We start from the raw sequence: 12,071 nt of genomic DNA on the forward strand, positions 1-12,071 counted from the left end.
TACTCTTGGAGAACTTCGAGTCGACTGGAGCGCAATGATCTCGTACGGGGCCGTCGCGGCCATCGCCCTCTTCGCCCTCGGCCTCGTCCTCACCCCGGGGCCTAACATGATCTACCTGGTGTCGCGGTCGGTGACGCAGGGCCGCCGCGCCGGGCTGATATCACTCTGCGGCGTCGCCGCGGGGTTCCTCGTCTACGTCGCGGCCGCCACCGCGGGCCTCACCACCGTCTTCACGCTCGTGCCGCCCCTCTACACGGCGATCAAGCTGGCCGGCGCCGGCTACCTGCTGTGGCTGGCGTGGCAGACGCTGCGGCCGGGCGGCACCACCGCCTTCGCGCCCGCGGACCTGCCCGCCGACCCGCCGCGCCGGCTGTTCGCCATGGGGCTGGTCACCAACCTGCTCAACCCCAAGATCGCCGTCTTGTACGTGTCGCTGCTGCCGCAGTTCGCCGACCCCGGGCGCGGGCACGTCGCCCTCCAGATCCTGCTGCTCGGCGCCGTCCAGGTCGTGATCGCCGTCACCGTCAACGCCCTCATCGTGCTCGGCGTCGGCTCCATCGCCGCCTTCCTCGCGCGCAGGCCCGGCTGGCGGCGCGCCCAGCGCTACCTGATGGGCTCGGTGCTGGCCGCCCTCGCCGTCCACATCGGCCTGCGCCCCGCGACCGCCTGAGGCACCCGCGCCCGGACCCGGCACGCCCCGGGCCTCCGGGGGACGCGGCCCGCGCCGATGTACCGGTCCTTGCCATGATGGGCCGGTGATCGCACGCCAGGACGAGCCCGATAGGCGGGAGCAGGCCGGGCGGCCCGGGGACCGGGCGCGGCCGCCCGTCCGGCGCCCCGACGCCTCCATGTCGCTGCTCGCCGACCTGTTCGCCGGCAAGCACCTCGACCCGGGCTACGCCGAGGCCGCGGCGCGGCGGGCCGCCTCCGGCCGGGCCGCGCCGCGGCCGGGACGGCTCCGGGGCGCGGGCGTCCTGCTCGTCCTCGCCCTGACCGGGGCGCTGGCCGCCGTCGCCGGCGTCGAGGTCCACCGCAGCGAACCGGTGGCCGCCGAGCGGCACTCCGAACTCGTCGGCCAGATCCGCGCCCGCACCGCCGAGACCGACGCCCTGCAGCGCCGGCTCGTCCGGCTGCGGGCCGACACCGAGCGCCGCCGGGCCGCCGCGCTGGCCCGCAGCGCCGAGGGCCGCCGCGTCCGGCGGGACGTGGCCGCGGCGGGCGCCGCGGCGGCCGCCACCCCCGTCGCCGGCGAGGGCCTCGTGGTCACGCTGGACGACGCCCCGCGCGGCGCCCCGGCCGCGCCGGGCCACGCCGCCGACGGCGGCCGGGTCTATGATCAGGACCTCCAGGTCCTGGTGAACGGGCTGTGGGCGGCGGGCGCGCGGGCCATCGGAGTCAACGGCCAGCGGCTCACCCCGACCACCGCGATCCGCGCCGCCGGTGAGGCGATCATGGTCGACTACCGGCCGCTCGGCGGACCCTACGAGGTCACGGCGCTCGGCGACGCCGGGCGGCTGCGGGCCGCCTTCGCCGGTTCGCCCGCGGACCGGCGGCTCGCGGCGCTGCGCGACCGGTTCGGGATCAGGTACGGCACGCGCCGCTCGGGCCAGGTTCGGCTGCCCGCCGCCGGCGCGGTCCGGCTGCGGTACGCCGTCCCCCGCGAGGGGGACGGCGGATGAGCGGGGGAGGGGGGAACCGGCGATGATCGCGCTGATCGGGCTCGTGGTCGGCGTCACGCTGGGCTTCCTGATCCAGCCGGACGTCCCGCTCTGGCTCCAGCCCTACCTGCCGATCGCGATCGTGGCGGCGCTCGACGCCATGTTCGGCGGCGTCCGGGCCCGGCTGGAGGGGATCTTCGACGAGAAGGTCTTCACGGTCTCCTTCGTCAGCAACACGGTGATCGCCGCGCTGATCGTCTTCCTCGGGGACAAGCTCGGCGTCGGCTCGCAGCTGTCCACCGGCGTCGTGGTCGTCCTCGGCATCCGGATCTTCTCCAACGCGGCGGCCATCCGGCGGAAGCTGTTCGGCGCATGACCGGCGGTGAGGTCACCCGGCGCGACGCGCCCGCACCGGACGACGAGCGGGTCCTGGAGGACGAGCGGGTCCTGGAGGACGAGCAGGCTCCCGGGGACGAGCCGGCTCCCGGGGAGGCGCAGGATCCCGAGAAGGAGCCGGCTCCCGGGGAGGAGCGGGATCCGCCGGAGCCCGGAGGGTTGCGCGCCCTCGCCGATCTGCTGCGCCCGCGCGTCAGCCCGGGACAGCTCGTCGGCGGGCTCCTGTGCCTCGTGCTGGGGTTCGCGGTCGCCGCCCAGGTGCGCTCGACCGAGCGCGACACCACGTTCGCCACCGCGCGGCAGGACGAGCTCGTCGGCATCCTGGCGGACCTGGGCCAGCGCTCCGAGCGGCTGAGGGGCGACCTGCGCGACCTGGAGGAGACGAAGGCCCGGCTGGAGCGCGACGCCGAGGGCGGGACGGCCCTGGAGGAGGCGCGCGAGCGGGCGACCACCTACGGCCTGCTGGCGGGCACGCTCCCGGCCGAGGGCCCCGGCATCGAGCTGCGCATCGACGACCCCGGCCGCGGCGTGCGGGCCCTCAACCTGCTGGACGCCCTGGAGGAGCTCCGCGACGCCGGGGCCGAGGTCATCCAGGTCGGTGACGTGCGCGCCGGCGTCGACACCCACTTTCTGGACGACCGTGACGGCGTCCGCGCCGACGGCAGGCTCCTCACCGCCCCGTACCGGTTCCTGGCGATCGGCGACCCGCACACGATGACGACGGCGCTCAACATCCCGGGGGGCCTGGTCCGCACGCTGGAGGGCGCCGGGGCCCGCGTCCTGATCACCCGGCGCGCGAAGGTGGCCGTCGGCGCGGTACGGTCTCCCTAGAGGGAACGGGGGGGCGGTGAACGGACGCCGGGCCGCAACGTCGTGATCGCGGCGGTCCGCGCGGCGGCATGGACCTGCGATCATCGACGAATGTAGTTTGGTGCAGCCGGTTCACCGTTCCAGTTGACCCCTCGGGTAATACCCGCGTAAGTTGCGGCGACCGTCGCGTGAGCGGGGCGGTGAGTTGGAGACCGTGGTCGGGGGCGGGTCCCCGGCGTGGGTTGGGTGAAGGATGCGCGTGGCGCAGGCGGCCCCCGCTACGGCGGGTGGCTCGCGGGCGGCACGCCGATGGTAGGAGGCCGAGCCGATCGATGCCGAGCGTCTACTGCACGCAGTGCGGTCACGCCAACCCGGATGATGCCCGCTTCTGCTCGAACTGCGGCACTCCGCTGAGGAGTTCGGCGCCACCGCCTCCCCGGGAGTCGCCGGGCGAGTCCACGTCCACGATCTCCATCGGGGGGTTCGAGGCGCTGGACACCGACGCCGGAGCCGAGGAGCCGGCCGGGCCCGACCAGATGGCGATGGAGGCGCTCCCCCCGGGCACCGCGCTGCTCGTCGTCAAGCGAGGGCCCAACGCCGGCAGCCGCTTCCTGCTCGACAAGGACCGCACGTCCGCCGGACGGCACCCCGAGAGCGACATCTTCCTGGACGACGTCACCGTCTCCCGCCGGCACGCCGAGTTCGCGAGGCAGGGCGGCGCGTTCTCCGTCCGGGACACCGGCAGCCTCAACGGCACCTACGTCAACCGGCAGCGGATCGACCAGGCCGGGCTGTCGGGCGGCGACGAGGTCCAGATCGGCAAGTTCCGGCTGGTGTTCCTGACCAACCCGGCCCACGGCTGACGGAACGCGGCGAGGTCGCGGCGAACGATGGGAGGGCCCTTGAGCGCGGAGCCGGCCCGGTCCCCGATGACGATCGGGGACGTCCTCGGGCTGCTCAGGCCCGAGTTCCCCGACATCACCATCTCCAAGATCCGCTTCCTGGAGTCCGAAGGGCTCGTCGAGCCGGAGCGCAGCCCCTCCGGCTACCGCAAGTTCGGCGAGGCCGACGTCGAGCGCCTGCGGTACGTCCTGACCGCGCAGCGCGACCACTACATGCCGCTGCGCGTCATCAGGCAGCACCTGGAGGCGCGCGACCGCGGGGAGAGCGTCCCGCCGCTCGGTGCGCGCCCCCCCGGCCCGGCCGAGCCGGACCGGCGGCGCCCCCGCACGCTCGTGGCCGCCGACACCACCGCGCCGGACCCCGCCGTGCGGCTCACCCGCCGGCAGCTCCTGGACGGCGCCGGGATCGACGAGGCCCTCCTCGCGCGCCTGGAGGAGTACGGCCTCGTCCGCCGGACCGGGGCCCACTACGAGGGCGAGGCGCTGAACATCGCGCGCGTGGCCGCCGCGCTCGGCGAGTTCGGCTTCGAGGTCCGGCACCTGCGCGCCGTCAAGGCCGCCGCCGACCGGCAGGTCGGCCTGATCGAGCAGATGGTCGCGCCGCAGCTGCGCCGCCGCAGCCGCGGCGCGCACGAGCAGGCCGCCGAGACCGCGCGGGAGATCGCCGCGCTGTCGGTCCGGCTGCACGCCGCGCTGGTCGGCGCGGGTCTGCGCGAGAGCCTCGACCACTGATCGCGCGGCCGGTGGAGGATTTTGCCGCCCCCCGTGCGCCGCGAGCTGTCCGAGCCTGGGTGTACGTTGGCTACATGGTTCGGTCAGGAATCGATCCGCTGCACGTGGTGATCGAGACAGCGAGAACCAGCAGGGAGCCGCAGTGAAGCAGATGGAGGTCGTCGGCGTCCGGGTCGAGATGCCCTCCAATCAGCCGATCGTCCTGTTGAAGGAGACGGAGGGCGATCGTTACCTGCCCATCTGGATCGGGGCGGTCGAAGCGACCGCGATCGCCTTCGCCCAGCAGGGGGTGCTGCCGGCCCGGCCCCTCACCCACGACCTGTTCCGCGACGTGCTCGACGCCCTGAGCGTCCAGCTCCGCACGGTCAACATCACCGCGCTGCGCGAAGGGATCTTCTTCGCCGACCTCATCTTCTCCAACGGCGTCGAGGTGAGCGCGCGCCCGTCCGACTCCATCGCCCTCGCCCTGCGCACCGGAGCCACGATCTTCGCCAGCGAGGACGTCCTGGAGGAGGCCGGCGTGGCCATCCCCGACGAGCAGGAGGACGAGGTCGAGAAGTTCCGCGAGTTCCTCGACACGATCACTCCGGAGGACTTCGGCCGCGCCGGTTAGGCCGCCTCGCGCCCGCCCCGGGGGCGGGTGAATCCTGTGGCGTATGTCACTCTGGAGTGCGAGTTCATGCCATGGGGCGATTGGTCGCCCATTGCGCCGGACCTGGCGGTTTTTGCGGGGGAACCATCGGGGTATGGACTGTGCGGGTGGCGAAGGTGCGCAGTTTGCCCACGTGAAGCCGGTTCATCCGGGCATGCGACGCGCCGACGATGAACGTTGACCACACCCTGACCGGCACCTACCGTGCTGGTGGAACACCCGTGGTGTAATTCGTCAAACCCCCTTGACGAACCGCTGCGGGATGATAGAAGCCGGAGGTCCGCGTGGCGGTGAGCAGCGGCGAGGGCAAGGCGACCCCCGACAGGCGCGTGGCGTCCCGCCGTGCCGGAGAGCAGGGCCTGCTCTTCGACACCCAGGTGTCGGCGCCACCGGAGGATGTCGGCTACCGCGGCCCGACGGCGTGCGCCGCGGCGGGCATCACCTACCGGCAACTCGACTACTGGGCCCGCACGAAGCTGGTGGAGCCCAGCGTGCGGTCGGCGCAGGGGTCCGGCAGCCAGCGGCTGTACAGCTTCCGCGACGTCCTGGTCCTGAAGGTCGTCAAGCGGCTCCTGGACACCGGCGTCTCGTTGCAGCAGATACGCACGGCCGTCTCCCATCTGCGCGACCGCGGCGTCCAGGACCTCGCCCAGATCACCCTGATGAGCGACGGCGTCAGCGTCTACGAGTGCACCTCACCCGACGAGGTCGTCGACCTCCTCCAGGGCGGGCAGGGCGTGTTCGGCATCGCGCTCGGACGGGTGTGGCAGGAGGTGGAGGGCAGTCTGGCGGAACTGCCCGCTGAACGCGCCTCCACCGGCGACGATGACCCCGCCGGACACCACCACGACGAACTCGCCGACCGGCGGCGCGCCCGCCGCACCGGCTGAGGCCAGGCCTCAGAGCGCCTCCTTGCGCTGCAGGAGGGCGAACGCCCCCCACCCCGGCAGGACCGGCAGCCACAGCGTCAGGAGCCGGTAGAGCAGCACCGCCGACGTGGCCGTCTCCGCCGTCAGCCCCGAGATCGTCAACGCGAGCGTGAGGGCGCCCTCGACGGCGCCGAGCCCGCCCGGCGTCGGCGCCGCAGACCCGACAGCGTTCGCGGTGAGGAACACCAGCACCACCGTCGTCCACGGCAGCGATCCGCCGAACGCCCGGATCGACGCGTCGAGGCACAGCGTGAACGCCAGCGTCAGCAGCAGGGTGCCGCCCATCCCGGTGGACAGCTTCCGCGGCGACTGCAACACGTCCACCAGGCGCGGCACCACGCCCGAGAACATGGCCCCGAGCCGCGAGGCGACCACCCGCCGCACCCGCGGCACCGTCAGCGCGAGCCCCGCGAGCAGCCCCAGTCCGAGCACCGCGAACACGATCGTCCGGGACGGGGCCAGGTCCTGCGTCGCCTTCGCCGTCGAACCGGTCAGGAACCCGAACAGCACCAGCAGCAGGATGTGGGTGACCATCCCCACGAGCTGGGACGCGCCCACGCTCGCGACGGCGAGGGCGGGCCGGACGCCCGAGCGCTGCAGGTAGCGCGTGTTGACGGCGACGCCGCCCACGGCCGCCGGCGCGACCAGCTTCACGAACGACGCGGCCAGCTGCACCAGGACCGTCCGGCCGAGCGGCAGCCGCTCGGGGACGAACCCCATCAGCATGAACGCGGCGGCGAGGTAGGTGAGCGCCGCCGCCCCCAGTGCCGCCGCGACCCAGTGCCAGCTCGCCGTGGCCGCCAGCCGGCCGATGTCCAGGCTCGTCACCTGCGGGATGACGATGTACGCCGCGACCGACAGCGCCACGATGCTGACGATGGTCCGGGGCCGGAACCGCTCCAGCTTGGCGGGGGGCGCCTCCGTCTCCGGCTTCAGCCGGACGATCTGCTCCCGGATGCGGGTGAGCAGGTCCTTGTGACGCCGCAGCGCGGTGCGGGTCGCCCGCGACAGCGCCACCCGCTGGAGCAGCGGTACCGCACCGCCGAGGGCCTCCTCGCCCAGCACCGGCGCCGCCGTCCGCACCGCCCGCTCCGGCCCCGCGCGCAGCGCCAGCGTGGTGAGCAGCTGCGCGAGGTCCAGGCGCAGCGCCAGGTCGCCGGCCGCCGTCTCCCCGGACCGCAGGTCGGTGAGGTAGGCGAGGCCGTCGTCGCCGACCAGCACGGCCTCGTCCTCCAGCCGCCGGTGCGCGAGCCGCCCCGCCTGCAGGGAGCGGAACTGCCGCCACACGTCCGCCAGCAGCTCGTCGGTGATCTCCTCGTCGGGGGCGTCCCCGAACGGCCGCCCCGGGACGTGCTCGTAGGCCAGCAGCGCCGCCTCGGTGCCCACCTCGCACGTGCCGACCAGCCGCGGCGTCCGGGCGCCCGCGGCGTCCACCGCGTACGCCATCAGCGACTCCAGTTCCAGCGAACGGCGCAGCGACCGCAGCGTCCGCCCCGTCGTGGCGCCGCGCAGCCGCAGCCACCGCCACACCCGGTAGAGCAGCCCGGCGGTCTGCTGGTCGCGGTCCAGGACGCGGACCTCCACGTCCCAGTCGCCGTGCGGCCCCCGGCCCGCCGGGAGCCGGGCGCCGTACCCCTCCTGCGGGCAGGAGGCGAGGACGACGCCGTAGCGGCGGGTCTCGTCGGCGTGGTGCGCGCCGTCCAGGCGCGCCCCCCGCAGCGGGTGCAGCCCGAGCCGTTCGAGCGCGGCCACCACGGCCGCGCCGGACGGGCGCGGGTTCGGAGTCCCGACCGCGTAGAGGGTGCCGTGGCCGATGGCGCGGCCCAGCAGGTAGGTGGCGGCCAGCGCGGCGACGGAGGCGTAGGACGCGGTCAGCCCCGTCAGCGCCGCCAGTCCGATCATGGTCCAGGTCGCGGCCTGCCAGCGGGCGCGGCCCGCCATCCCGACCGCGCTGACGAACGCGATCACCGGGGCGATGTCGGTGTGCACCGGCGCGGTCTCGGTGCCGCCCCAGATCAGCGAGTCGAGCACGCCGCCCGGCGCGGCCCGCACCACCAGGTCGTCCAGGCCCACCGTGATCCCGAAAGCGATCATCGCGGCCAGCAGCGCGATCGCGACGCGCATGCCGTCCTTGTGGAACAGCCGCTCGATCCCGAACGCGATCGGCACGGCCAGCACCCCGAAGCTGGACACCAGCGTCGCCAGCGTCAGCAGCAGCCGCGGCGCGTGCGCGGTGCCCTGCGCGATGTCGGTCTGCAGGCCGTGGGTCGTCTGCTGCGCGATCGACACCAGCAGCATCACCGCCGCCAGCCCCACCACGGACGCCGCGAACCGGATGGCGTCGGAGGGCCGGCGGATCCGGTACGGCTGGGCGGGCTCGTCGACGGGCGCGCCGGCGGTCGCACCCTGCGCCGGGCGCACCGCTCCGTCGTGGGTCTGTGTCACGCCGTACCGCCGCCCTGACCATCCGCCATCGTGATCAGCGTCCCAGACCCGGCGGCGCGCCGTCGAGTCGCGGGGCCGCCGCCGGGACGCGCGTCCATCCCGCAGCCTCGTCTCCCCGCCCCCGTGCGGCCCGGGACCGTCGAGTCCCAGGTGAGTCAGCACATGATACTCGCCGGTACGGCGTCGCCGCCGGAGGGCGCGGCCCCTTGCGGCGAGCCGGAACGACGTCGCGGACGCGCCTTTGGGTAGGGTTCGACCCAGGACATGCCGTCGACCCTGTGCGGGAGAGACCCCACGCCGCCAGCGTGGGGCGCCGAAGGGGCAACATCCCCGGAACCTCTCAGGCAAAAGGACCGCTCGGGCGAGGCACCTCTGGAAAGCAGCCGTCGGTCCCCGCGCGCGGGGCGGGACGGCTCACCGAAGGGGAAACCCCGCCGCGCGGGTGAAGCTCTCAGGTGCCGATGACAGAGGGGGAGACCCGCCGCCGGCCGGGCGCCGGCGGTGGACCTGAGCGACCGCAGCAGCCAGGAGGCCCTCCATGACCGCCCAGTTCTTCGCCCCTGTGGCCGCGCCGCAGCATCCGCGGTCGGCGTTCGCCGACCGGCACGTGGGCCCCTCACCGGACGACCAGGCGAGGATGCTGGCCGCCATCGGCTACTCCGGCGCCGAGGCGCTGATCGACCAGGCGGTCCCCGCCGCGATCCGCACGTCCCGGCCGCTGGAGCTGCCGCCCGCGCTGAGCGAGACCGCCGCGCTCGACCGGCTCCGCGAGCTGGCTTCCCGCAACACCGTCCTGACGTCCATGATCGGGCTCGGGTACCACGGGACGACCACGCCCGGCGTGATCATGCGGAACGTGCTGGAGAACCCGGGCTGGTACACCGCCTACACGCCCTACCAGCCGGAGATCTCCCAGGGGCGCCTCGAGGCCCTGCTGAACTTCCAGACGATGGTGGGCGACCTGACCGGGCTGCCCGTCGCGAACGCCTCCATGCTGGACGAGGGCACCGCCGCCGCCGAGGCCATGGCCCTCGCGCACCGCGTCTCCAGGCGCAAGGACCCCGGGACGTTCCTCGTCGACGCCGACGCCCTCCCGCAGACGATCGAGGTCGTCCGGACCCGCGCCATCCCGCTCGGCATCGAGATCGTCATCGCCGACCTGTCCCGCGGCCTCCCCGACGGCGACTTCTTCGGCGTGCTGCTGCAGTACCCGGGCGCGTCCGGCGCCGTCCGCGACCTGGAGCCGGTCATCGCCCAGGCCCACGAGCGCGGCGCCAAGGCCGTCGTGGCCGCCGACCTGCTCGCGCTGACGCTGCTGCGCCCGCCCGGCGAGTTCGGCGCCGACATCGCGGTGGGCTCGGCGCAGCGGTTCGGCGTCCCCTACGGGTTCGGCGGCCCGCACGCCGGCTACATGGCGGTCGGCGAGGGCATCCAGCGCCAGCTTCCCGGGCGGCTCGTCGGCGTGTCCGTCGACGCGGACGGCGCCACCGCCTACCGGCTGGCGCTGCAGACCCGCGAGCAGCACATCCGCCGCGAGAAGGCCACCAGCAACATCTGCACCGCCCAGGTCCTGCTCGCCGTGATGGCGAGCATGTACGCGGTCTACCACGGTCCCGAGGGGCTGGCCGCGATCGCGCAGCGGACGCACCGCCGGGCCGCCGAGATCGCCGCGGGGCTGCGCGCCGGCGGCGTCGAGGTCGTGCACGACTCGTTCTTCGACACCGTCCTGGCCCGTGTGCCCGGCCGCGCCGCCGAGGTCGTCGCGGCGGCCTGCGAGCGCGGCGTCAACCTGCGCCCGGACGGGCCCGACCGGGTCGCCATCGCCTGCGACGAGACGACGCTGCCCGCGCACGTCACGGCCGTGCTGGAGGCCTTCGGCGCCGCCGCGGCCGGCGAGGTCCCCGAGGCGTTCCCGGACGCCCTGCGCCGCGAGAGCCCCTACCTGACCCACCCCGTCTTCCACGCGCACCGCTCCGAGACCGCGATGCTGCGCTACCTGCGCAGGCTCCAGGACAAGGACATCGCGCTCGACCGCTCCATGATCCCGCTCGGCTCCTGCACGATGAAGCTGAACGCCACCGCCGAGATGGAGCCGATCACCTGGCCGCAGTTCGCCGCCGTCCACCCGTTCGCGCCGCTCGACCAGGCCGCCGGCTACGTCGAGCTGATCGGCGAACTGGAGGGCTTCCTCGCCGAGATCACCGGGTACGCGAAGGTCTCCGTCCAGCCGAACGCCGGCTCCCAGGGCGAGCTGGCCGGCCTGCTCGCCATCCGCGGCTACCACGCCTCCCGCGGTGAGGAGCACCGCGACGTCTGCCTGATCCCGTCCTCGGCGCACGGCACCAACGCCGCGAGCGCCGTCATGGCCGGGATGCGGGTCGTCGTCGTCACGTGCGACGAGGGAGGCAACGTCGACCTCGACGACCTGCGCGCCAAGCTCGGCGAGCACGGCGACCGGCTCGCGGCGATCATGTTGACCTACCCGTCCACGCACGGCGTCTTCGAGGAGACGATCACCGAGGTGTGCGCGGCCGTGCACGAGGCCGGCGGCCAGGTCTACGTCGACGGCGCCAACCTCAACGCGCTCGTCGGCCTGGCCCGCCCCGGCGAGTTCGGCTCGGACGTCTCCCACCTCAACCTGCACAAGACGTTCTGCATCCCGCACGGCGGCGGCGGCCCCGGCGTCGGCCCGATCGGCGTCCGCGAGCACCTGGCCCCGTTCCTGCCCAACCACCCGCTGCGCGAGGAGGCCGGCCCCGGCACCGGCGTCGGCCCCATCTCCGCCGCCCCGTGGGGTTCGGCCGGCATCCTGCCGATCTCCTGGGCCTACATCGCGATGATGGGCCCGGACGGTCTGCGCGCCGCCACCGAGGGCGCCATCATCGGCGCCAACTACCTCGCCGCCCGCCTCGCCCCGCACTACCCGATCCTCTACACCGGCCGCAACGGCCTCGTCGCCCACGAGTGCATCGCCGACCTCCGTAAGATCACCAAGGAGACGGGGATCACCGCCGAGGACGTCGCCAAGCGCCTCATCGACTACGGCTTCCACGCCCCGACCCTGTCGTTCCCCGTCGCCGGCACCCTGATGATCGAGCCGACGGAGTCCGAGGACCTCGCCGAGCTCGACCGGTTCTGCGACGCCATGATCGAGATCCGCCGGGAGATCCAGCGCGTCGCCGACGGCGGCTACGACGCCGAGGACAACCCCCTGAAGAACGCCCCCCACACCGCCGCCTGCCTCGTCTCCGACGACTGGAAGCACGCCTACAGCCGCGAGGAGGCCGCCTACCCCCTCCCGTCCCTGCGGGAGAACAAGTACTGGGCGCCCGTCCGCCGCATCGACCAGGCCTACGGCGACCGCAACCTCGTCTGCTCCTGCCCGCCCCCCGAGGCGTATGAAGATTGAGTTCCTTCTGGGCAGGCGCCCCCAGGCGCCTGCCCAGAAGAGACCCGTGTGATCGCTGGCATCGCTCCGCCTCGCTGCGCGATCAGGTTCTCGCTTCGCTCGGACCTGCCTCCGGACGCGATCGCGGTGGTTCAGGTC

At 74.0% G+C, this 12,071-nt stretch carries 10 protein-coding genes and 2 riboswitches; of the genes, 9 read left to right on the top strand and 1 reads right to left on the bottom strand.

The genetic code is table 11. The features are described 5' to 3' along the window. Positions 1 to 34 precede the first annotated feature (34 nt). From BJ999_RS20770 to BJ999_RS20805, 8 genes are all read left to right on the top strand, one after another. Positions 35 to 670, top strand: a complete 636-nt coding sequence (locus tag BJ999_RS20770) for a LysE family translocator (protein WP_179834831.1) — start codon at positions 35 to 37, stop codon at positions 668 to 670. Between the two features lie 85 nt (positions 671 to 755). Beyond that, positions 756 to 1,679: a DUF881 domain-containing protein gene (locus BJ999_RS20775; protein WP_179834832.1), complete on the top strand. Its 924-nt coding sequence runs from the start codon at positions 756 to 758 to the stop codon at positions 1,677 to 1,679. A 22-nt stretch (positions 1,680 to 1,701) separates the two neighbouring features. After that, positions 1,702 to 2,034 (top strand): small basic family protein, encoded by a 333-nt coding sequence (locus BJ999_RS20780; protein ID WP_179834833.1) that lies wholly within the window; start codon positions 1,702 to 1,704, stop codon positions 2,032 to 2,034. Next, positions 2,031 to 2,885 carry a DUF881 domain-containing protein gene (locus BJ999_RS20785; RefSeq protein WP_179834834.1) on the top strand — a complete coding sequence of 285 codons (855 nt, stop codon included), beginning with the start codon at positions 2,031 to 2,033 and terminating at the stop codon, positions 2,883 to 2,885. The genes BJ999_RS20780 and BJ999_RS20785 overlap by 4 nt, the downstream gene beginning before the upstream one ends. A 311-nt stretch (positions 2,886 to 3,196) precedes the next feature. After that, a complete protein-coding gene (locus BJ999_RS20790) occupies positions 3,197 to 3,727 on the top strand; it encodes an FHA domain-containing protein (RefSeq protein WP_179834835.1) in 531 nt (176 codons plus the stop codon). A 39-nt stretch (positions 3,728 to 3,766) separates the two neighbouring features. Beyond that, positions 3,767 to 4,498: a transcriptional regulator FtsR gene (gene ftsR, locus BJ999_RS20795; RefSeq protein WP_218935156.1), complete on the top strand. Its 732-nt coding sequence runs from the start codon at positions 3,767 to 3,769 to the stop codon at positions 4,496 to 4,498. Positions 4,499 to 4,640: 142 nt separating this feature from the next. Continuing rightward, positions 4,641 to 5,111: a bifunctional nuclease family protein gene (locus BJ999_RS20800; RefSeq protein ID WP_179834837.1), complete on the top strand. Its 471-nt coding sequence runs from the start codon at positions 4,641 to 4,643 to the stop codon at positions 5,109 to 5,111. A gap of 323 nt (positions 5,112 to 5,434) precedes the next feature. Next, positions 5,435 to 6,040 (top strand): MerR family transcriptional regulator, encoded by a 606-nt coding sequence (locus BJ999_RS20805; RefSeq protein WP_179834838.1) that lies wholly within the window; start codon positions 5,435 to 5,437, stop codon positions 6,038 to 6,040. Between the two features lie 9 nt (positions 6,041 to 6,049). Here the strand turns inward: BJ999_RS20805 and BJ999_RS20810 are convergent, their stop codons facing one another. Further along, positions 6,050 to 8,524, bottom strand: coding sequence for a lysylphosphatidylglycerol synthase transmembrane domain-containing protein (locus BJ999_RS20810; RefSeq protein ID WP_179834839.1), 2,475 nt, complete (start codon positions 8,522 to 8,524; stop codon positions 6,050 to 6,052). 271 nt (positions 8,525 to 8,795) lie between these two features. Next, a riboswitch (glycine riboswitch) is annotated at positions 8,796 to 8,890 on the top strand. After that, positions 8,891 to 9,002, top strand: a riboswitch (glycine riboswitch). Positions 9,003 to 9,062: 60 nt separating this feature from the next. Between BJ999_RS20810 and gcvP the strand changes: the two genes are divergently transcribed. After that, entirely contained in the window at positions 9,063 to 11,933 is a 2,871-nt protein-coding gene (gene gcvP / locus BJ999_RS20815; RefSeq protein WP_179834840.1) for an aminomethyl-transferring glycine dehydrogenase, read from the top strand. Positions 11,934 to 12,071: the final 138 nt, after the last annotated feature.

Origin of the sequence: Actinomadura citrea (assembly GCF_013409045.1) — a bacterium.
GTDB classification, from domain to species: domain Bacteria; phylum Actinomycetota; class Actinomycetes; order Streptosporangiales; family Streptosporangiaceae; genus Spirillospora; species Spirillospora citrea.